Here is a 21,242-nt window from a genome sequence, read left to right on the forward strand (position 1 = left end):
CGCTCAACTGCTTACATAGTGCTTACACAGCGCTTACACGGGAGAAACCGATGGCCGAAACCAAGAAACTGACCAAGCGGGTCTGCGATGCCGCCACCCCACCGGAGAAAGGGACCACGTTCATCTGGGACAGTGCGGTGGCCGGGTTCGGCCTGCGCGTGACCGCCGCCGGTGCCAAGGCGTTCGTCTGGCAGGGGCGGGTTAACGGACGAAGCCAGCGGCTGACCATCGGCAAACCCGGGGCCCTGACCGTGGAGAAGGCCAGGGCGGAGGCGAAGCGGATAGCCGGGGAGGTGGCGAGCGGCAAGGACCCGCGAGCGGAGAAGCACGCGCGCAAGGTTAAGGCCCTGACTCTGCGCGAAGCCGTGCGGGAATACCGGGACGCCCGGCACCTGGCGGACACCACCCGGGACAGTTTCGACCGGGCCATGAAGGCGCTGTCGGACTGGATGGCCCGGCCCGTCACCGAGATCACCCGGGACATGGTGGCGAGGCGCCACCGCAAGCTGGGGGAGGACTCCCCGGCCTTCGCGAACCTGGCCTTCCGCTACCTGCGGGCCGTGCTGAATCACGCCAGCGAAGCCCATGCCTACCCGGACGGCCGCCCCCTGCTGCCCGACAATCCCGTGAAGCGCCTGTCCGCCACCAAGGCTTGGTACCGGGTGGACCGGCGCCGGACGTACATAGAGCGGCACGAGCTGCGGCCCTGGATGCAAGCTGTTCAGGGGTTGGCCCACCCGCCGGAGCGGGAACCGGGGGAGGGCAAGACCAAGCCGAAGCTACGGAACGGCGCCATTGCCCGCGACGTGTTCATGGTGCTGGTACTGACCGGCCTGCGGCGGAATGAGGCCCTGGGCTTGCGGTGGGAGGACGTGAGCTTTGCCGGCCGGACGTTGACGATCCCGGACCCCAAAAACTACCAGCCGCACACTCTGCCGCTGTCGGACTACCTGGTGGAACTGCTGAAGGCCCGCCAGCAGGAGAGCGGGGGCGAGTACGTGTTCAGCGACGCGGCCGGCACCCGGTTCCAGAACCTTCGGTACGCCGTGGACCGGGTGGCCGAAGTCTCCGGCGTGCGCGCCATGCCCCACGACCTGCGCCGCACCTTCGCCACCGTGGCCGAATCCCTCGACGTTCCGGCCTACGCGGTCAAGGCCCTGCTGAACCACAAGACCACGGGGGACGTGACCGCCGGTTATATCCAGATGACGCCGGAGCGCCTGCGAGGGCCGATGCAGCGCATCACGGACTTCATGCTGGCCGCCGGCGGTCTGCGGGATGGTGCGGACGTGGTGCCCCTAGGAGCCGCGGAGGCCCGGGCATGAGCGCCGGCACGGACCCCGAGCGGCTGCGGTACTTGGGCCGGGCGGCCCGAGCGGCGATGGCCTACGCGAACGCTGGATCCACCACCGAGGCGGCAGACTGTGCGGAACTGCTGGCCGCCGCCCTGGACCCCCTGGGGATCACCGCCGACAAGGTGGCAAGCGCATACCGGGTGCAGGCCGGCCACGGGGACGCGCCCGCCGTGGTCCGTGCCCGCCCCAGCGTGGTTGCCGATACCGATGGCAACCCGGTGGCGGCATGGCCCTGGAGGCCGGCGGACGGGCTGGAAGACCTGGCGGCCCGGCTGCTGCGCCTGGTGGTCGCGCTGGAGGCCGGCGGCCACGGGGTGGACCGGGAGCAGGCGCTGGCCTGGCTTGCGTCGAACGCTGCCGCATTGAAGGCTGGCACGGATGCCCGCCGGCACAACCAGGACGGGCTGGAAGTCCTGCGCACCGCCCGGGCGAATGGTGGCCGGGCTGCGGCGCGGGCACGGCGCAAGCTGCCCGATACCGAGACCCTGGAAAGGGAGCGGGCGGAGCTGATCCAAGCTCAAACCCACCCCCGAAACGTAGCCGCGAAACTGGCCGCCAGGTACGGCGTTACGGCGCGAGCGGTCCGGGAAGCCCTGAAGGAAGTAAAAAAGCGGAACCACGCTAAGCGTACTTCCGAAAAAGTGAATTAAAGCAGTAGCTTACGAACCTGTCCCCGCCTAAGCTGGACTCGTACGGTCAACAGCCAACACGAGGACAGCACCATGAACGATACCGCGCAACACCATCCCACCGATTCCGACCGGGTGACGTTCCCGCGTCTGATGACCCCCGCCGAAGTACAGCAACTGCTGGGGAAGTCGAAAGCCTGGCTGGACCGATCCCGCCTCGAAGGCAACGGCCCCCCATACGTCAAGATCGGGCGCACGGTTCGATACCGCGCGGATGATGTCGCCGCGTGGCTGAACGGGAACGTGCGCACGTCCACCTGGGAGGGGCGGGAATGAGCGCCCCCGTGGCGCCGCAGAGGGGCGGCGCCCGGGGGCAGCAAGGGGAGACACGGGACGAGGTTACAGCGTCGCGGCGGATCAACTCCAGCCCGTTGTGGCGAGCGGCGATGCTCCGCGCCTGGTGCATTCGATACCACCAAGGCCCGGACAAGGTTCGCGCTGTGCGGCGGTGGCGCGTGGCCATCGTGGCGGCATTGGAAGGGGGCGACCGATGAAGACTATTCGAGAACTACGGCTGGCGGCTGCCCGGCGGGGCGACCGTTTCTTCGATGCCGGCCGCCCTTGCGCACGCGGCCACCAGGACGTTCGTTATACCGCGTCCGGCCGTTGCCGGAGATGCGAGCTTGACGACGCCCACCGGAAGCACCACGAGGTCAAGGCGGCGCTGCAAGCGGCCCGATCCGGGCCGGGGGGTGGGTGATGGCAGGCGATTGGATCAAGGTTGAGACCGTCACGCCGGACAAGCCTGAAGTGTTCCAGATTGCAGAGGCCCTGAACATCGACCCGGATGCGGTGACCGGCAAGCTGATCCGCATATGGATCTGGGCGGACCAGCAGACAACGGACGGTAACGCTCGCGGCGTTACAAAGTTGTTACTTGATCGTATCGCAGGCGTGTCAGGTTTTGCCGACGCCATGCAGAAAGTCGGGTGGTTGACCAACGCCGATGGCGGGCTCACGTTCGTGAACTTCACCCGTCACAACGGACAAACCGCGAAAAAACGGGCACTTACGAACAAACGGGTGGCCCGATACCGTAACGCAACCTGTAACGCTGACAGCGTTACAAAAGCGTTTCCAGAGAAGAGGGTAGAGAAAAGTAATAACCCTACGGCCGGTTCGCCTGCGTCGAACACGGCCCGGCAGTCGAAGCGCAAAGCGACCGAGTACCCGCCGGAGTTTGAAACCGCATGGGCTGCATATCCCAAGAGGGCCGGCGACAACCCGAAGCGCCGGGCATTCCGGGCATGGTCGGCCAGGGCGAAGGAAGGGCACACCGCCGACGAAATGCTTGCCGGCGTGAACCGATACGCTGAGTTTTGCCGGGCCACAGGCAAGGTCGGAACCGAGACCGTGAAGCAGGCGGCCACATTCTTGGGCCCGGATCTGGCCTTCCTCGAAGACTGGGCCACCCCCGCGCAGCCCCGTCCCGGCAATGGTGGTCACCCGCGTTCCGATGACGAGTGGGTCGCCACTGGTGAGCGCCTGGGCATCTACCCGCGCCGTGGCGAGACCATGCACGACCTCAAGGTTCGCGTTCGTGCTGCCTTGGACGGCACCCGCCAGGGGGTGAGCGCATGACTGCCATGACTGCACCGTGGTCACTGGAAGCCGAGCAGGCCGTTATCGGCGGCCTGCTGATCGACAACGGCGCCTGGGATGACGTGCGCGACCTGGTGGACGAGCCGGACTTCTACCGCCGGGACCACCGGCTGATTTGGCGCGCCATGCGGGCGCTGGATGACGTGGGCACCCCGTTGGACATCATCACCCTGGCGGAATGGCTGGAGTCGCACGACCAGATGGAGGAAGCCGGCGGCATGGCCTACCTCGGCACCTTGGCGACCGACACCCCCAGCGCGGCCAACGTTCGCGCCTACGCAGCCATTGTCCGTGACAAGGCCCGGCGGCGCTCCCTGATCCAGGCGGCGGGTGAAATCCAGCGCGCCGCCGCCAGCGGTGATGACACCGCCACCGTCATGGACGAAGCCCAGCGCCTGGTCATGGCCGTGGGCGAATCCGGTGGAGACGGTCCGGTCGAGATCGGCCAGGACATCCACGGCTGGCTGACGGACCTGGAGCGCCGGCGGCGGACGGGCGAGTCGGCCGGGATCACTACCGGCTTCACCGACCTGGACCGAAAGACAACGGGGCTTCATCCGGGCGACTACGTGGTTATCGCGGGCCGGCCGTCGATGGGCAAAACCGCTCTCAGCCTGGGCATGGCGGAGCATATCGCGGCCACCCACGGGCCGGTCGTGGTGTTCAGCCTCGAAATGCCCAAGTCGCAGCTATGGGCGCGCCTGGTGGCGTCGCACACAGGCATCGCGCTACCGGCATTCCGAGCGCCCCACCTGCACCCCTACGGCGATCCGGCGGCGGACTCAATCCGGCGCACGGTTCAGCGGTTGCAATCGCTCCCGCTCCACGTCGATGACTCCAGCCGGGTGACGACCAGCGACATACGCGCCCGGGCCCGCCGGCTGAAGCGAAAGCATGGGCTTACGGCCGTGGTCGTGGATTACATCGGACTGGTGACCCCACCGGCCAGGGAATCCAGGAACCACGAAATCGAGGTCATCAGTCGCGACCTGAAATCGTTGGCCCTGGAGCTTGGCGTGCCGGTGCTGGCCCTGTCGCAGTTGAACCGAGGACTGGAGCAACGGCCGGACAAGCGCCCGATCATGTCCGACCTGCGGGACTCCGGCAGCCTTGAGCAGGACGCGGACCTGGTTCTGCTGCTTTACCGCGACGAGGTGTACCGGGAGCGAACCCCCGACCGGGGCATTGCCGAGATCATCATCGGCAAGCAGCGGAACGGCGAAACCGGAACCGTGCCGCTGGCCTTCCGTGGCGAGGTGACCCGGTTCGGAGACCTGGACCATCAGACCAGGGCCGCCTGGCTCAGGGAGCGCCGCCGGGCGCGTGGTGAGTGACGGGAGGAATGCCGCGATGACGCCAAGCGAAGCCCGCCGCAGGGCCCGGGCGATCCGAGCCGCCGCCCGCACCGCTGGGTGCGTGGTGGTCATTCAGGACGGACAGGGACGCCTGCACGCGCTGCCCGGCCGCGCGGAAGTGGTTGGCACCTACGATGGCCGGGCAAACCTGGAGGCGCTGGCCGATGACCTGCTGTTCCTGACCAGCAAAGCCCGCACCACCCGGGACGGCAAAGGCTGACGCGATGGACGCCCGGGCCCCGCAATCCACCAGCACCGCGTCAGCCGCACCGGCCACCCCGGTCGAGCGGCTGCGCCTGCTGCTGGCGTTGCGGGACGCCTACCGGGCGGGCGAACCGCTGCCGGTGGAGGCGCTGGACCTGGTGGCGGACGCGGTGGACTTGCTGGAGGCCGGGGCCGCCCCGGCGGAGGCCTTCGGGCTGGTACTGGATGCCGGCCAGGAACACCCTGCCCGGACCCTGGCCCGCGAACGGCGAGACGCCCACCTGCGCACCGCCCTGGCGGCCTGTCCTGGCGCGTCCACCTGGGCCAAGGCCACCGCCCTGGGCCAAGCCGTTCGAGTGTTCGAGGGCCGCCGGTGGCAGAGCTGGCGAACGCTGGACGAACCGCCCGCCCGGGCCACGCTGGTGGAACGCGAACTCTGGCGCGCATTCCGCACCGGCCAGCGGATCCCGCGTTCCGTGCCTTGGCTGCTGCGGCTGGCGGAAGGGCACTGAAGTCAAACCCCCCTTTTCGCTTCAGTGGCGCGCACGCTTCACTGAGCCTGTCACCACAACGAACAAGCCGACGGAGGCAGCAATGAAACTCAAGATTCCAGACGGGTGGCGAGTCCCCCCCGATGCAATGCGCAAGGCAATCCACCGCGAGCCACGAACCGAGCCGGCCCGCGTTGAGTTCGACGAGGCCCGTCTGCTCGAACTCATGGACCAGGCCGAAGCAATGGCGGGCGCCCATGCGGCTATCGACAAACAACGGGGCCAGGCCCTGGACGCCGTGCGCGACCTCGAACGCCAAATTGGTTGGCTGGAAGGCCGTGCCGGTGCGCTGGACGGAGAAGCTGCGGACGATGACCAGGCCCAGCTTGAGCGCCTGCACCAGCGCCTAGAGGCCGCCCAGCGCCGCCTGGACCACCTGGACCAGCAATGGGAGGCCAGCGGAAAGCGGCTGAAGTCTGCGCGCGCGCTGGCCGAGCGCCTGAAGCGTTACGCTGCTGATGAACTCGGGTGGGTGCCACCTGGCGCCAGCGACCGCCCCACGACCAACTAACCAGGAGGCCACCATGGCCAAGAACTACCAAAAGACGGTGGACGAAATCCGCCAGAAGATTCAGGACACCCGACGCGAGCGGGACCAGTTGGCGACCGCCCCGCTGCCTGCGGAGGAAATCCAGGCGCGGGTGGATGCATGGATCAACCGCAAGGCCGAACAAGCCCAGCGGCGCTTCGGCCTGGTAGGGCAGGCCCTGGCCCGGCCAGGCGGCCGCGTGGAAACCGAGGTGGACCCGTTCCACGTGTATGCCCGAGGTGAGGCCAAGGCCGCCGACGTTGGGCCTTTGCTTTGCGCCATGTTCCCCGAGCGGGTGCGCGATGCCGTCATGTCCGGGCTGAACCCGGACGCGGACGCCCTGCCGATGTCTGAACGGCCGGCACGGCTTGCCGATCTGGACCGCCAGGTGCTGGCCCTTGAGACCGCCGAGGAGGACGCCATCCGCGAAGCGGCCGCCGCTGGCGTGACCATCGAGCGCCGACCGGACGTGAGCCCGGACGCCATCCTGCGGCCCGAGTGGCCGGACGTGGCCGAAGGTTGAAGGGAGGGTCTGATGATGAAAGGCACGAGCTTACGCGGCGCAATCAATGCCAAGTGCAAGGAATGCATCTACGACCCAATGGGCGGGGCCGGTACGTGGCGCGAACAGGTGGAGGCTTGCACCAGTCGCACGTGCCCCCTGTACCCAGTCCGCCCAGTGTCCGCGAACCACCCAAGAAGGCCGATTCCTCAAGCCAGAACGGACGATCTGGCCCCGGCATAGGCTGCCCCACGGGTTCGGCTGGAAAGGTTCAGAAAACGGCCACCACGGCCCCATACAGGAGCAACGACGATGACCGACTTCAACGCCATTGCCACAAGCGCATATACCAACCGCCGCCGGCACGGCACTGACCAGCAGCAGGACCGGCGGCCCGACCCATGCGCACCCAGTGCCACGGGAGCCGACCAGGGCCAGGCCCTGGCGGACCTGGCGGCCAGAACGTACCAGCGCCGGGCGGCAGACCGGGCCGCGTTCCGGGAGAAGGCAGCGGACGATGCGTTCCGGCTGGCGACGGAGCGCGGCCCGGACGGGGGCGGGGGACCCTGGGCCTGTGGATAAAGACTGCGGGGCGTTGAGGCGCGTTTTTCGTAAAAAGTCAGAGCCGCGTAAACGGTTGTGGTTGTTGGAGTTTCTGGGAGGGTTTCGGCCATGGGCCTGCGATTGACGAAAGCCGAGATGGCAAAGGCGTTGGACGTGTCCACCAATACGGTGGGCGCCTGGGTAAAGCGCGGCTGCCCAGTCCAGGAACAGGGCCGCCCGGGAAAGCCCTACACCTTCGACCTTGCGGCGGTGGTCTCCTGGCTCACTGACCGGCCGGCGGCGGCTGGATCCGAAGCTGAAGCGGAGGACGCGGCAAGCTATCGAGCCGAGCGGGCGGCCCTGATGCGAGTCCGGCGCCAAGCGGCCGAACTGGAGTACCAGCGCCAGCGCCGGGCGGTGGTGGACCGCGCCAAGGCCAAGCGCCTGATTCACGAAATCGGCCAGGCCCTGGCCAAGCCGTGGGCCCAGTGGCCAGCCCGTGTTTACGCCGAAATCGCGGCAGAACTACAGGCAGACGGCGCCCGCGTCCACCAGGTGCTGGACCGTCACGTCCACCGACACCTTGAGGACCTGGCGCGGGCGCCCGTGCTGTCCACGGTTGACGGTTCTGTGCTGAGCCCTGGAGAAAGTGGAGGCAGCGATGGCAACGAATGAAGCCACCAGTCGGCCGGACCCTTGGAAAGCCCAACGGGAGGACCTGGAAGCCGCTTGGCAGCGGGGATACCACCCCGGGCCCGAACTCCCGCCGGAGGCCTGCCAGGCGCTGGAGGCTGTCCGAACCCGCATTCTGGAGACACCAGACCACCAACTGCTGGAACTGGCCCGCCTGGTCCTGGTGGACCAAGTGGAGGCCCGCGCCGTGCTGTTGCGCGTGGTGAATGAGATAGAGACGGCGGCCAGGAAGGCGGCCGACACAGAACGCCAAGGCGGCGGCGTGGCGGGATAACAAGGCGAGTGCGGGCCCGCCCCGGTCAAGGTTGGAGTAGTGCCCGGCCTGGCTGTTTCCTCCCCGCACTTGCCACCCAACGGGGGTGGCTTCGGTTGCTTCGATACCCCCCACCTTGCCCCCGCTGACTGGTTGCCGGCGGGGGCTTTTTTTCGTCCGCTGGACCACCGTGGACGCCAGCACGGCAACACGCGACCATAGCCACGGCGGTGGTGTCGGCAAACCCTCACGCCGGCGGCGGGCCACCGTCACCAGGGCCGGTTCCCGTAACGGGGCCGGCCTTTTCCGTTGCCCGCCAGCCAGGCAGCACGCTATCGTTTCCCCGCTGGCGGCCGAGTAGCCCCCACCGCCACCCGACGCCGGCACCGGCCGGGCCGCTTGGACCTTAGAAACCCAAGGCCACAATGCCCGGCCATCTACACCCGAACCCCGCCACGGCCCCGTCCTGGCGGGGTTCTTCCGTTCTGGCCACCCCTGACACCCCACCGCGTGCCTTGCTGAATCCATGACCCCTTGCCATACTTGATCTGTATCGTTTCCGGTAACGATTGAGAGGGCCACGCAATGCCGCAACCAAGACGACACCAGCACACCGCCGCCCGCGTCGCCGCCCACCGATCCCGCCAGGCACGGGAGGGCCGCCAGCGGCTGGACGTGACCGTGACCGCCGCCACGGCCGCCAAGCTGAAGGCCGAAGCTGCCGCCCGGGGCTGCACCATCGGGGAGGCGCTGGAAGCCCTGCTGGACGCCAGCACCACCACCAGGGGCCAGGCTGCCCCCGCGCCTACCGGAGCCGCTGAGACCGCCGCCCCCGACCAGGCCGGGCCCGAAGCGCCCAACGGCCCGGAGAAGGCCACCAGCGCCGCCAGCACCAGCCAGGCCCCAACCAGGCGCACCCGCCGCCGCTGCCCCCGGTCCGGGGATGAGGGAGTGGAGACGCGCCGCGCCGGTAGCTGGGACAGGTTCACCGTTCTGGTGGACGGGGTGGAAGTCGGGACCGTCACGAAGGCGCGGAGCGGGTGGCGTGGCGAGACCACGGACGGCCGCCAGGTGGAAGGCCGCGTTGCGACCGCTGCGGTGAACCGCGTCCTGAAAGCCGCCCACGCGGCCGGCTTGCTGGAGGCCAACACGGGCGGCGCGTGACCGTTCGGCCTGGCATTGTCCGCGGCGGTGCCGGTGGCTATGCTGAACGTGCTGGCAGCGGCCAGGGGCGACCTGACACCCAGTGCCCCGTTGCTGCCGCCAGCCGGCCGGGCCATTCAGCACGTGAAACCCAGTGAATCGGTGCCCGGCCCCTTCGCCCGCGCCCCGTCTGGAACCTTCCCGGCGGGGCGCAACCATTCCGGGCCGCGTATACTGCCCCTGTTCCCGCGCTGCCCATGGCATCGGGCATTCGAGACTGCGCCACGGCCCGACCCGCGCAGCCGGCAAGGCCCCCGAACCCCGGGGGCTTTGTCGTTCCTGGTGCCGGATCCGGGGTTGCTGCCCATGACGGCCCGGCCAGGCCACCAACGCGCGCCCGCCGCGCCTGGACGGACACCGCCCCGAACCAGACGCCCACCACCAGCACCACGGCCGCCCGAGCCCAAGCCAGGCGGCCACCATCCTAACCACCGACCGCGCCCGCCTGCCGACCTGCCGACGCCACGTTGACGCCAGGCCGACCCCCGGCCGTCCCCAACGAAAACGCCCCGCCAGCCTGAGCCAGCGGGGCGCCGTCGCGTTGTCGCGCCATGGGTGACGTCGGTACCCGCCGCAATCATCGGACCGGCCCGCGGCCACCAGGCATTCCCCAAGGCCAGGGCCGTGGCCCGGTTCTGCCCGTGTTGTTATCCGATGTAAGCGGGTTGCGTCCGCCTGCTTACATAGTGCTTACACGGGGTGAGAGGGCAAGAAAAAAGGGCTTAGGTTTTCGCCTAAGCCCTTGTTTTATTTGGCTCCCCGGGACGGGCTCGAACCGCCGACCTAGTGATTAACAGTCACCCGCTCTACCGACTGAGCTACCGGGGAATTGGCCGCAGATCGTAATGGGGGGCGGCCACCCCGTCAAGCTTCAATTGTTGCTTCAGCGGTGCGTCGCGGCGAATTGCCTGAGTCGATCCAGTGCCTTGTCGAGCATGTCGACGCTGGTGGCAAACGACACGCGCACATGACCCGGGGCGCCGAATGCGCTGCCGGGCACCAGGGCGACTCCGACTTCGTCCAGCAATTGCTTGGTGAGGGCGACATCGGTGTCAATGTCGGCCGCCTGCATCAGGCCGGTGACCCGTGGGAAGCAGTAGAAGGTGCCGTCGGGCATCAGGCAGTCGATGCCGTCGATCGCGTTCAGGCCGTCGACCACGTGTCGCGCCCGTTCGGCGAACGCGGAACACATGGCAATTACGCAGCCCTGATCGCCATCCAGCGCGGCCTGAGCACCGGCCTGAGCGATCGAGGTGGGGTTGGAAGTGCTCTGCGACTGGATCTTTTTCATTGCCGCAATCAGGTTCTTTGGTCCGCCGGCATAGCCGATACGCCAGCCGGTCATCGCGTAGGCCTTGGACACGCCATTGAGCACGACCGTGCGCTCGAGCAGATCCGGTGCGACATTCACGATGTTGACAAACGGTGCAGAGCCGAACCGGATGTGTTCGTACATGTCGTCGGTGGCGATCACCACCCGGGGGTGTTCGCGCAGCACTTCGGCCAGGGCGTTCAGCTCGTCGGCCGAGTAGGCGGCTCCAGTGGGGTTGGACGGGCTGTTGATAAACATCAGGCGGGTATTCGGCGTGATTGCTGCCGCGAGTTGCTCGGCTGTGATCCGGAATCCCGCCTCCTGGGTGGCGCTGACTACTACGGGCCGCGCACCGGCCAGAAGTGCGATGTCGGGGTAGGAGACCCAGTAGGGCGCGGGGATCACCACCTCGTCACCGGGGTTCAGCAGGGCCTGGCAGAGGTTGAAGATGCTCTGCTTGCCGCCAGAGGAGACCAGAATCTGGTCACGCTCGAACGAAAGCCCGTTGTCGCGATCAAACTTGCGGATGATGGCGTCTTTCAGGCCCTGGGTACCATCCACCGGAGTGTACTTGGTTTCCCCGCGGGCAAGGGCGTCGATCGCCGCCTGCTTGATATGCTCCGGGGTATCGAAGTCCGGCTCGCCGGCCCCCAGCCCGACAATATCGCGACCCTCGGCCCGCAACTGCGCGGCGAGCGCGCTGACGGCCAGGGTAGGGGAGGGCTGGATGCGCTGAACGCGATCGGAAAGCTCGATATCCAAGGCGGGCCTCATGCGGGTTGATTTGGATGAACGGCCAGGCGCGAATGCGCAACCGGACGCGGGCTCGCGAAATAATACTGAAATCAGGCGCGGAGGATAAGGCGTGCAGCCAGATGAAGGCGAACAATTCAAGGTGGTATCGCAGTATCAGCCCGCCGGCGATCAGCCGGCGGCGATCCGCGCGCTGACCGATGGCATCGAGGCCGGGCTGGCCCACCAGGTCCTGCTCGGTGTGACGGGGTCGGGCAAGACCTTCACGATCGCCAACGTCGTCGAGAATCTGCAGCGTCCGACCATCATCCTGGCACCGAACAAGACCCTGGCCGCGCAGCTGTATGGCGAGTTCAAGGAGTTCTTCCCGAACAACGCGGTGGAGTACTTCGTCTCGTACTACGACTACTACCAGCCGGAGGCCTACGTCCCGTCCTCGGACACCTACATCGAGAAGGATGCCTCGATCAACGACCACATCGAACAGATGCGCCTGTCCGCGACGCGTGCCCTGCTGGAACGCCGGGATGCCATCATCGTGGCTTCGGTGTCGGCCATCTACGGCCTCGGTGATCCGCGCAAATACCTGTCCATGGTCCTGCACCTCCAGCGCGGGGACCGTATCGACCAGCGGGACCTGCTGCGCCGTCTGGCGGAACTGCAGTACACCCGTAACGACACCGAGCTGCGGCGCGCCACCTACCGCGTACGCGGGGAGGTGATCGACATCCATCCCGCGGAATCCGAGATCGAGGCCGTGCGCATCGAGTTGTTCGACGACGAGATCGAGCGGCTATCGTACTTCGACCCGCTGACCGGTGAGCAGCTGCGTACCGTCCCGCGCCTGACCATCTACCCGAAGACGCACTACGTGACCCCGCGCGAGACGTTGCTGGGCGCGGTGGATCAGATTCGCGACGAGCTCAAGGAGCGTCTGGATTTCCTGCGCAAGGAGGATCGCCTGGTCGAGGCGCAGCGCCTGGAGCAGCGCACCCTGTTCGATCTGGAGATGATCCTGGAGATCGGCTACTGCAACGGTATCGAAAACTACTCGCGCTATCTCTCCGGCCGGGCCCCGGGCGAGCCGCCGCCCACCTTCTTCGACTACCTGCCGAAGGACGCGCTGCTGGTGGTTGATGAGTCGCATGTGTCGGTGCCCCAGGTGGGCGGGATGTACAAGGGCGACCGCTCGCGCAAGGAGACGCTGGTGGAATACGGCTTCCGTCTGCCCTCGGCGCTGGACAACCGCCCCCTGCGCTTCGAGGAGTTCGAGGCCCTGCAGCCGCAGACCATCTACGTCTCGGCCACACCGGGGCCGTACGAGCGCGAGCATGCCGGGGCCATCGTCGATCAGGTCGTCCGGCCCACCGGGCTTCTGGACCCGATTCTCGAGGTGCGCCCGGCGGGCAGCCAGGTCGACGACTGTCTGTCCGAGGTGCGCGACCGGGTGGAGCGCGACGAGCGTGTATTGATCACGACGCTGACCAAGCGCATGGCCGAGGACCTGACCGACTATCTCTCGGAACACGGCGTGCGGGTGCGCTATCTGCATTCGGATATCGACACCGTCGAGCGTATGGAGATCATCCGCGACCTGCGCCTCGGGGAGTTTGACGTGCTGGTGGGGATCAACTTGCTGCGCGAGGGCCTGGACATGCCCGAGGTCTCGCTGGTGGCGATCTTTGACGCCGACAAGGAGGGCTTCCTGCGCTCCGATCGCTCGCTGATTCAGACCATCGGGCGGGCGGCACGCAACGTGAACGGCAAGGCCATCCTGTACGCCGACAAGGTCACCGGATCGATGCAAAGGGCGATCGACGAGACCGAGCGCCGGCGGGAGAAGCAGATCGCCCATAACGAGGCGCACGGCATCACCCCGCAGGGCATTCGCAAGAATGTCGCCGACATCCTCGAGGCCCGTAATGCCACGCCGGGCTCCGGTCGCCGGCGTGGCCAGAAAAAGGTGGCCGAAGAGGCGCCGGATTACATCGACGCCCCGGAGCAGGCCGCCAAGGAGATCGAAAAGCTGGAACAGGAGATGTTCCAGAAGGCTCGCGACCTGGAGTTCGAGGAGGCCGCGCGGATCCGTGACCGCATCGAGAAGCTCAAAGCACTCGCGTTCCGCCCGGAAGCCTCGCTATCCTAAAAAGATTGCTCGGGTCACGAGCGCCAGTTGAGTACAGGTTCAATGGCTTCTCCCGTATCCCTGCCCCTGGGGCCGGTCATGCTCGATGTGAACGGTCTGGAACTCACCCCGGAAGACCGTGAACGCCTGCGCCACCCGGCGACAGGCGGCGTCATCCTCTTTGCCCGCAACGCTGGTACGCCGGAGCAGGTGAGGGCGCTCACCGATGCGATACGCGCGGAGCGACCCGGCATCCTGATCGCCGTGGATCAGGAGGGCGGACGCGTGCAACGGCTGCGGGACGGCTTCACCGCGCTACCGCCCATGCGCGAGCTGGGGCATGTCGATGATTACGATCGCAACAAGGCCTGCGAACTCGCCAATGCGACCGGGGAATTGCTGGCGCTGGAGCTGCGCGAGGCGGGCATCGATTTCAGCTTCACCCCGGTACTGGACCGGGACATCGGTGTCAGCGAGGTGATTGGGGATCGTGCGTTCCACCATGATCCCGATGTCATCGCACGCCTGGCCGGCGACCTGATTCGCGGGCTCGCGGCCGGCGGCATGGCCAGTGTGGGCAAGCATTTCCCCGGACACGGGGCCGTCCAGGCGGATTCCCATATCGCACTCCCGGTGGATGACCGCCCGCTGGCCGAGATCGAGGCCGACGATATCGCGGCCTTTCGCCCGGTGCTGGGCGATCTCGATGCCGTGATGCCCGCCCATGTGCTGTACCCACAGGTGGATGACCAGCCCGCCGGATTCTCGCGGATCTGGCTACAGGACATCCTGCGCCGCGAACTGCGGTTCCGCGGGGCAATTCTCAGCGATGATCTGGCTATGGCCGGTGCCGAGGCCATCGGCAGCCCGGCCGAGCGGGCCGCGGCGGCGCGGGCGGCAGGCTGCGACATGGTGCTGATCTGCAACCAGCCCGAGCAGGCAGACGCCATCCTCGAGGCGCAGCAGGGACAGCCGCTCGACGCCCACGCTTTAGGAAGGGTCGAGGCGTTGCGAGCACAATCCATTGCGCATGATCCCAGGCGGATTCATGCCCTTCGCGCTCAGCTGCATCACTGGCTTGCGGCCCGGCAGGCAGCGACTGCCTGAAGACCCCGCCCCCCGAGCGGAGGAGTTACTCCCGCGGGCACATTGGCGCACAGGCGCTGGCACGCCTATAATGCGCCACCGGTTTGCGCTTGAGCAGCTGTTAATATTCACACTCACCACTGAAGTTGGAGATCAAAAATGGCCGACAAGCTCCTGATCGTCATGGTTAACACCGATCCGAGCAACCCGTCTGAGCTGGGTGCCCCGTTCTTCCAGGCCACCGTGGCCGCCGCGATGGAATATGACGTTGAAGTCGTAATGACCGGTCGTGCCGGCGAGCTGGCCAAGAAGGGCGTTGCCGAAAACCTGTTTGTCCAGGAAGGCTCCAGCAAGAGCGTCTACGACTTCATGAAAGACGCTCACGAAGCCGGCGTGGTGATGAAGGTCTGCACCCCGACTCTGGATCTGTGGGGCAACGACCTGATCCCGGAAATCGAAGAAACCGTGGGCGGCGCCTACGTGATTTCCGAAGCCATGGACGACGACACCGTGACCTTTACCTACTAAGGGTCTACCCGTCCGTCGCTTTGCCATCCGGCCGGCCATTGCGCCGGCCGGTTGCGTTTATGGACCCTGTAAAGCCCGCTCATACCGGACCCAGGCCTTGCCGTCTGTCAGACGCTCGGCCAACATCCTTCCTCCAAACCACCACCGCAGGACCCTTGATGAGCCCGGAACAGGCCCGCGCAACGCTCCGAGATGCCGATTGCCTATACAGCCGCGATGCAGTCGAGACCGCGATCGACCGCCTGGCGGAACGCACGGCACAGGTGCTCAAGGACCGCAACCCCCTGGTCCTGGGCGTGATGAATGGCGGGGTCGTCCTGATGGGCGGGCTGCTGACCCGCTGGTCGTTTCCAATGCAGGTCGATTATCTGCATGCCACGCGCTATCGCGGCGGCACGCGGGGCGGGGAGCAGCTGCACTGGCTCGCGCGCCCCCAGACACCGATCAAGGGCCGTACCGTCGTGATCGTGGATGACATCCTCGATGGTGGCATTACCCTGGAAGGCATCCAGGCTTTCTGCGAAGAGCAGGGCGCCGAGAAGGTCTATTCCGTTGTACTGGTGGACAAGGCCAATCCCGAACGCGATCCGGCCATTACCGTCGATTTCGCGGCCCTGGAGGTACCGAATCGGTACGTGTTTGGCTACGGGATGGATTACCAGGACTACCTCCGCAACGCACCCGGCATTTTTGCCGTCGCGAACCACTAGGGATACCCGCGATATGTCGACACCCCGTCTTGCCGTGATCGGCGGCACCGGCCTGACCCAGCTGAAGTCGCTGGAGATTACCCGCAGACAGGTCATGCATACCCCGTATGGCGAACCGTCGGGACCATTGGTCTTCGGTCGGCTGAATGACACGGAGATCGTCTTCCTCCCTCGGCACGGGGCCCGTCACACCATCCCGCCGCACCAGGTGAACTACCGGGCCAACATCTGGGCCTTGAAGCATGCCGGAGTCGATAACGTGATTGCGGTCGCGGCCGTGGGCGGCATTACCGAAGCCATGAAGCCGGGCATGATCGCGATTCCCGATCAGATCATCGATTACACCTGGTCACGCGCTAATACCTTTTTCGAAGGCGGCGACCTCGAAGAGGTCACCCATATCGACATGACCTGGCCCTACAACCAGGGCGTGCGGGAGACCCTGCTGAACGCGATTGATGACCTGTGCATCGAAGCGGCAGACCGAGGGACATATGGGGCTACCCAGGGCCCGCGGCTGGAGACGGCCGCCGAGATCGACCGCATGGCGCGAGACGGCTGCGACCTGGTGGGAATGACCGGCATGCCGGAGACGGCGCTGGCGCGCGAGCTGGAGCTGAATTACGCCTGCTGCGCCGTGATCGCCAACTGGGCGGCCGGTCGTGCCGAGGGCGAGATCACCATGGACGAGATCGGTCGAAACCTGGATCAAGGGATGGCACGGGTGAAGGATGTGCTCACGCACGTGATCGAGACGTTGTCCTGAACCGCAGGGACGAGGCTGACGAGCGCCGTTTCCGGCGAGGGGGCACGTCGACTAGAACAAGCGGCGGTGCCTCACGGATCCAGGACTTAACATAATATGTATTATGCGTCGTTATGGGTGGCGTTGGTCAAGTGCCCCTGTCACCGGATCCTCAGGTTCATGGTGCTGTTCAGACCATGGCAACGGGAACGCGTGACATGGCCGTTTTTCGTCAGGACCAGATCCAGATACCCCGGCCCGCTGAGTTGTACAACCCTGCAATCCACGCCGATCCCCTCAAATTCCACTTCCAGTGGCACGACGCCTTCGAATTCCACTTCCTCGACGTCGTGGGTTCGGGTGACCGTGCAGGTAATGGAATACGCGGTACCCTCGGGCCCGGAGGCTTGCAGGCCGATACGCGATTCGTTGGGCGATGTCGACATCGCGTGAACACCTCTCCAGGCCAAGGGCAATCCGTCAGGGATCGCCAGGAACATGACGGACCAGGATGCCTGGCCGATCGCGGGTGTCGGGGTCGAGGTAAATTCCGGCATCGCCTGGCAGGCGCTCGCGGGCCCCCTCGGCGGGTGCAGGCACGACGGCGGCCTCCGACCGTTAATCCAACTGCAGTATGGCGGTCGGATTGACGGCAGGCATCAGAATAACGGGTGGTTTTTCGGGAGAGCTTTGTCGGTCGTTATCACGCGAGAAGTATGAGCCATGTGATTGCGAATCGATCGAGGATCGCCGGCTCGGTCAGCCGTTCGTCCTACGCTCCAGATTTGATCGATGGCGCAGGTACATCCGCTCCAGGCATTGCGCCCGCCTCGCCTGGTGAGGACGGTTTGGCAAATACAGCCGCCCTCACCCCATCCCTCCGGCCCGGGGTGCCGGGGGCCAGCGCAGGTTAGACGGCGCGTGCCTCCGTGCGACGACGACGCCACATAACCTGGGGTGGCGGAGCCCCCAGATGATCCTTGGCCCAATTGATCGCCTGCGTGCGGTTCTTGACCTCGATCTTGCGGAAAATGTTGTACAGGTGGGATTTGACCGTGTGCTCACTGATAAACAGCTGCTTCGCGATATTCATGTTCGTTTCGCCTGAACCCAGCATGGCGAGGATTTCCAGTTCGCGCTGGGTCAACCCACAGGCGGGCCGATAGGTGTTGGTCCGTTGCTGACGATACAGCCGCACCAGCCGTGTCATCAGGTGACGGGACATCCAGAAGTCGCCGTTCAGCAGGCACAGGATCCCCTTGCACAAAAGGTCCAGCTGATCCGTCTTGTAAAAAATGCCCTGCAGGTAAAGCACATCCAGGAGTCGGAGTGCCTCGTCTTCGTTCGGAATATTGAATCCGGCGAAGACCGTTTTTGCCCCGTCCGCGACGGCCTGCTGCACATGCCCAATATCGCGCTCGTCCAGGGCGCTGGCGTCAAACAGTGCAAGACTGTAATCCCTGAGCGTCTGGGCGACCTTTGGGGACCCGGGCTCCAGCCCTGTTACCGAGCATTTGGTTTTCTCGGAAACGTACTCGATAAACAGCGCCGACTGGGGGGATGCCGAGGTTACAATCAGTACTTGTGAATCATCGTTTAAATCGCTCATGCCGTCACCTTCTCTCCATATTTGAAGCATTGATATTGGAAAGACGAGGCGGGTCCGAGTCAACCGATTAGATTTGTCAGACTTGCCTCTGGAGCCCTTCCGATGGGCCTAATACCAACTACGTATCCGTACTTTTAAAAAGTATATAGGCACAGGTCCGATGGCCCGTCAAGCACAGAGCGATGAAACTCACCCGGAGAATACACAGAATGACTAGGCGGTCTAAGGTTGATGTGTGGCGCGGTGGATACCCTCGGTCATCACCTCGACAAGGAAGTCGATCTCGTCCTCGGTAATCACGTAGGGCGGCATGAGGTAGGAGACATTACCCAATGGACGCAAAAGCGCACCCCGAGTAAGGGCATGCCGGTAGATTTCCAGGCCTCGACGTTCCTGCCAGGGATAAGGCGTACGGGAGGCCTTGTCTTGTACGAGTTCTACCGCAGCAATCATGCCGTGCTGCCGCACGTCCGCCACATGGGGGTGATCGGCGAGCGGTGCAAGGCGCTTTTTGATGTGAGACGCCAGCACTTTGTTACGTTCAAGAACGAGTTCAGAAGTAAAGATGTCCAGCGTCGCTAGCGCGGCACGACAGGCCAAAGGATTACCCGTATACGAATGTGAATGGAGAAACATATTGAGTTTCTCGTAATCATCGTAAAAGGCGTTGTAGATATCATCGGACGTCAGAACAGCGGCCATGGGCAGATATCCGCCTGTCAGCCCCTTGGACAGACACAGAAAGTCCGGGACCACGGGCCCCTGCTCGCAGGCGAACATGGTTCCCGTTCGGCCAAAACCCACCGCAATCTCGTCGGCGATCAGGTGAACGCCATGGCGATCACAGGCGGCGCGGAGCAGACGCAGGTACTCAGGGTCGTACATGCGCATGTGCCCTGCGCACTGCACCAGCGGCTCCACGATGACGGCACAAACCTCGTCCGCGTGTTCGGCGAGCGCGGCCTCCATATGGGTGAACTGGCGGCGCGCTACATCGGCACAGCTCTCCCCTGGCTCGCGTTCGTAGCAGTCCGGTGCCGGTACGGTGATCACATCCAGCATCAGGGGCTTGTAAGTGGCGCTGTAGAGCGGGACATCGCTGACGGAAAGCGCCCCGAGGGTCTCCCCGTGGTAGCTGTTGGACAGCCGTATGAATCGGGTCTTTTCGCTCCGGCCACTGTTCAGCCAGTAGTGGAAGCTCATCTTGAGTGCGACCTCCACCCCGGCACTCCCGTTGTCCGCCAGAAACACCCGATCGAGCCCATCGGGGGTGAGGTCGATCAGCCGTTCACACAGCTCCACGACCGGCTCATGCGTGCAGCCCGCAAGAATCACATGTTCGAGCTCGTCCAGCTGGTCGCGTACCGCAGCATTGATCCGGGGATTCGCATGGCCGAACAGGTTGACCCACCAGGAGCTGATGGCATCGAGATACCGATTGCCGTCGAAGTCGTACAGCCAGACGCCCTCCCCGCGCTGGATCGGGAGCAGGGGCAAGGTCCCCTCCTCTCCGTAATCCTTCATCTGGGTGCAGGGGTGCCAGAGGGCACGCAGGTCCCGGCGTTTGAGCTGTTCGTTGTCCATGCAGTGAATTCTCGGGCGCTGTGGCTCCTCTGCGCTGGAAAGAAGGCGCCGGAGGGGCGAGTTTTTCGATGCGCGGAAAGTAGCAGGGGGTCCGTGGCCGGACAAGGCATCCCGCCTGTGCCCCGGGATTCAGCCACCCCCCTCTTCTGGGGTACCCTTTGCTGCCGGCCAGGAGGATCCCATGCACCCCGAATTTCCGCAGCAAGACATCATTCACCTCAACCACGCGGCGGTGGGCGCCTGGCCAAGGCGCACCGAAGAGGCGGTTTGCGAGTTCGCGCGCGAGAACGTCCGTCAGGGATCGAAGGACTACGGCCGATGGCTCAAGCAGGTGGATGCGACGCGCGAGCTGGCACGCGCCCTGATCGGCGCTCGCGATGCGGCGGATATCGCCTTCGTCAAGAACACCTCGGAAGCGCTGTCGATGGTGGCGTTCGGTCTGCCCTGGTCGGCGGGAGACAATATCGTCTTTCCGGCCGGGGAGTTCCCATCCAACCGGGTCGTCTGGCACGCGGCGGGCGAACGGTTCGGCGTCGAGGTGCGCGAGGTCGAGGTCGGCGATGAACCCGAACGCGACCTGCTGGCTGCCTGCGACCGTCAGACGCGGCTGGTCGCAACCAGTGCGGTGCGTTATGACTCGGGCATACGCGTGGATATCCAGGCACTCGGGGCGGAGCTGCGCGCCCGCGGGATCCTGTTCTGTGTCGACGCGATCCAGCACCTGGGCGCGCTGCACTTCGACGCTCCGGGTTGCCACGCAGACTTCGTGATGGCGGATGGCCACAAGTGGATGCTGGCACCCGAGGGAATCGGGATCTTCTACGTGAACCCGGAGATTCGCGAACAGCTGCGGTTACAAGAGTACGGCTGGAACATGCTGGCCCACGCCGGTGACTTCGCAAACCCGAGCCTGACCCCTGCCCCGTCGGCGCGCCGATTCGAGCCGGGCAGCCACAACATGCTGGGCATCCATGCGCTGCATGCCAGCCTCTCGCTACTGCTGGAGGTGGGGATCGAGAACATCGACCACGACATCTGCTTCCACTGGCACCACCTGGCCGAGGAACTAGAGGCGATGGGGTGCGAGGTGCTTACGCCGCGTGTCCGTCGTGCGGGGATTCTGACCTTCCGCCCGCCTGCGGCAGATCTCGACACCGTTTACGCTCAGCTCCAGGCTGGCGGAGTCCTGTGCGCGGTACGGGGTGGGGGTATCCGCTTCTCGCCCCATTACTACCTGACGGATCAGCAGATCGAGCGTGCTCTGGATCAGGTGCAGAAGGCTCTCGGGATCGCGGCCTGACAGGCCGGAGC

Annotated in this window: 22 protein-coding genes and 1 tRNA gene; 18 read left to right on the top strand and 5 right to left on the bottom strand. The window is 65.6% G+C overall.

The features are described 5' to 3' along the window. The first annotated feature begins 50 nt into the window (after positions 1-50). The 12 genes from TK90_RS06165 (at position 51) to TK90_RS06235 (ending at position 9,440) form a co-directional block, all read left to right on the top strand. On the top strand, positions 51-1,325 hold the full coding sequence (locus tag TK90_RS06165) for a tyrosine-type recombinase/integrase (RefSeq protein WP_012982626.1): 1,275 nt from the start codon (positions 51-53) through the stop codon (positions 1,323-1,325). Next, positions 1,322-2,005 carry a hypothetical protein gene (locus TK90_RS06170; protein WP_012982627.1) on the top strand — a complete coding sequence of 228 codons (684 nt, stop codon included), beginning with the start codon at positions 1,322-1,324 and terminating at the stop codon, positions 2,003-2,005. The genes TK90_RS06165 and TK90_RS06170 overlap by 4 nt, the downstream gene beginning before the upstream one ends. 72 nt (positions 2,006-2,077) lie before the next feature. Then, on the top strand, positions 2,078-2,320 hold the full coding sequence (locus TK90_RS06175) for an AlpA family transcriptional regulator (RefSeq protein ID WP_012982628.1): 243 nt from the start codon (positions 2,078-2,080) through the stop codon (positions 2,318-2,320). Between the two features lie 423 nt (positions 2,321-2,743). Continuing rightward, entirely contained in the window at positions 2,744-3,625 is an 882-nt protein-coding gene (locus TK90_RS14475; RefSeq protein ID WP_012982630.1) for a hypothetical protein, read from the top strand. Continuing rightward, on the top strand, positions 3,622-4,980 hold the full coding sequence (gene dnaB, locus TK90_RS06190) for a replicative DNA helicase (protein WP_012982631.1): 1,359 nt from the start codon (positions 3,622-3,624) through the stop codon (positions 4,978-4,980). The genes TK90_RS14475 and dnaB overlap by 4 nt, the downstream gene beginning before the upstream one ends. A 16-nt stretch (positions 4,981-4,996) precedes the next feature. Continuing rightward, on the top strand, positions 4,997-5,221 hold the full coding sequence (locus tag TK90_RS06195; RefSeq protein WP_012982632.1) for a hypothetical protein: 225 nt from the start codon (positions 4,997-4,999) through the stop codon (positions 5,219-5,221). Between the two features lie 4 nt (positions 5,222-5,225). Then, complete coding sequence (locus tag TK90_RS06200; protein WP_012982633.1) at positions 5,226-5,717, top strand: hypothetical protein; 492 nt, start codon at positions 5,226-5,228, stop codon at positions 5,715-5,717. 82 nt (positions 5,718-5,799) lie between these two features. Then, entirely contained in the window at positions 5,800-6,267 is a 468-nt protein-coding gene (locus TK90_RS06205) for an ATPase AAA (protein WP_012982634.1), read from the top strand. Positions 6,268-6,280: 13 nt separating this feature from the next. Beyond that, positions 6,281-6,808: a hypothetical protein gene (locus TK90_RS06210; RefSeq protein WP_012982635.1), complete on the top strand. Its 528-nt coding sequence runs from the start codon at positions 6,281-6,283 to the stop codon at positions 6,806-6,808. A gap of 678 nt (positions 6,809-7,486) precedes the next feature. Beyond that, positions 7,487-8,005 (top strand): terminase small subunit, encoded by a 519-nt coding sequence (locus TK90_RS14480; protein ID WP_168021572.1) that lies wholly within the window; start codon positions 7,487-7,489, stop codon positions 8,003-8,005. Beyond that, positions 7,992-8,297 (top strand): hypothetical protein, encoded by a 306-nt coding sequence (locus TK90_RS06230; RefSeq protein WP_012982638.1) that lies wholly within the window; start codon positions 7,992-7,994, stop codon positions 8,295-8,297. The genes TK90_RS14480 and TK90_RS06230 overlap by 14 nt, the downstream gene beginning before the upstream one ends. A 660-nt stretch (positions 8,298-8,957) precedes the next feature. Further along, a complete protein-coding gene (locus TK90_RS06235; protein ID WP_148216248.1) occupies positions 8,958-9,440 on the top strand; it encodes a hypothetical protein in 483 nt (160 codons plus the stop codon). 791 nt (positions 9,441-10,231) lie between these two features. Here TK90_RS06235 and TK90_RS06240 read toward each other — a convergent pair. Together TK90_RS06240 and TK90_RS06245 are read right to left on the bottom strand one after the other, a co-directional pair. Then, positions 10,232-10,307: transfer RNA gene (locus TK90_RS06240), tRNA-Asn, on the bottom strand. A gap of 55 nt (positions 10,308-10,362) precedes the next feature. Then, positions 10,363-11,553 (bottom strand): pyridoxal phosphate-dependent aminotransferase, encoded by a 1,191-nt coding sequence (locus tag TK90_RS06245; RefSeq protein WP_041444220.1) that lies wholly within the window; start codon positions 11,551-11,553, stop codon positions 10,363-10,365. 103 nt (positions 11,554-11,656) lie between these two features. On the opposite strand from TK90_RS06245, the gene uvrB reads away from it, so the two are divergent. From uvrB to TK90_RS06270, 5 genes are all read left to right on the top strand, one after another. Then, positions 11,657-13,690 (top strand): excinuclease ABC subunit UvrB, encoded by a 2,034-nt coding sequence (gene uvrB / locus TK90_RS06250; RefSeq protein ID WP_012982641.1) that lies wholly within the window; start codon positions 11,657-11,659, stop codon positions 13,688-13,690. 78 nt (positions 13,691-13,768) lie between these two features. Beyond that, on the top strand, positions 13,769-14,776 hold the full coding sequence (nagZ, locus tag TK90_RS06255; RefSeq protein WP_041444221.1) for a beta-N-acetylhexosaminidase: 1,008 nt from the start codon (positions 13,769-13,771) through the stop codon (positions 14,774-14,776). 138 nt (positions 14,777-14,914) lie between these two features. Further along, entirely contained in the window at positions 14,915-15,283 is a 369-nt protein-coding gene (locus TK90_RS06260) for a DsrE family protein (protein WP_012982643.1), read from the top strand. Between the two features lie 158 nt (positions 15,284-15,441). After that, positions 15,442-15,993, top strand: coding sequence for a hypoxanthine-guanine phosphoribosyltransferase (locus TK90_RS06265; RefSeq protein ID WP_012982644.1), 552 nt, complete (start codon positions 15,442-15,444; stop codon positions 15,991-15,993). Between the two features lie 13 nt (positions 15,994-16,006). Beyond that, positions 16,007-16,759, top strand: coding sequence for an S-methyl-5'-thioinosine phosphorylase (locus tag TK90_RS06270; protein ID WP_012982645.1), 753 nt, complete (start codon positions 16,007-16,009; stop codon positions 16,757-16,759). 140 nt (positions 16,760-16,899) lie between these two features. Here the strand turns inward: TK90_RS06270 and TK90_RS06275 are convergent, their stop codons facing one another. The 3 genes from TK90_RS06275 to TK90_RS06290 form a co-directional block, all read right to left on the bottom strand. Next, positions 16,900-17,184 (bottom strand): hypothetical protein, encoded by a 285-nt coding sequence (locus TK90_RS06275; RefSeq protein WP_012982646.1) that lies wholly within the window; start codon positions 17,182-17,184, stop codon positions 16,900-16,902. 464 nt (positions 17,185-17,648) lie between these two features. Further along, complete coding sequence (locus tag TK90_RS06285; protein ID WP_012982647.1) at positions 17,649-18,347, bottom strand: LuxR C-terminal-related transcriptional regulator; 699 nt, start codon at positions 18,345-18,347, stop codon at positions 17,649-17,651. A gap of 222 nt (positions 18,348-18,569) precedes the next feature. After that, positions 18,570-19,931 (bottom strand): adenosylmethionine--8-amino-7-oxononanoate transaminase, encoded by a 1,362-nt coding sequence (locus TK90_RS06290; protein ID WP_012982648.1) that lies wholly within the window; start codon positions 19,929-19,931, stop codon positions 18,570-18,572. Positions 19,932-20,112: 181 nt separating this feature from the next. Between TK90_RS06290 and TK90_RS06295 the strand changes: the two genes are divergently transcribed. After that, a complete protein-coding gene (locus TK90_RS06295; RefSeq protein ID WP_012982649.1) occupies positions 20,113-21,231 on the top strand; it encodes an aminotransferase class V-fold PLP-dependent enzyme in 1,119 nt (372 codons plus the stop codon). The last annotated feature ends 11 nt before the right edge of the window (positions 21,232-21,242 follow it).

Origin of the sequence: Thioalkalivibrio sp. K90mix (assembly GCF_000025545.1) — a bacterium.
Taxonomy (GTDB): Bacteria; Pseudomonadota; Gammaproteobacteria; order Ectothiorhodospirales; family Ectothiorhodospiraceae; genus Thioalkalivibrio.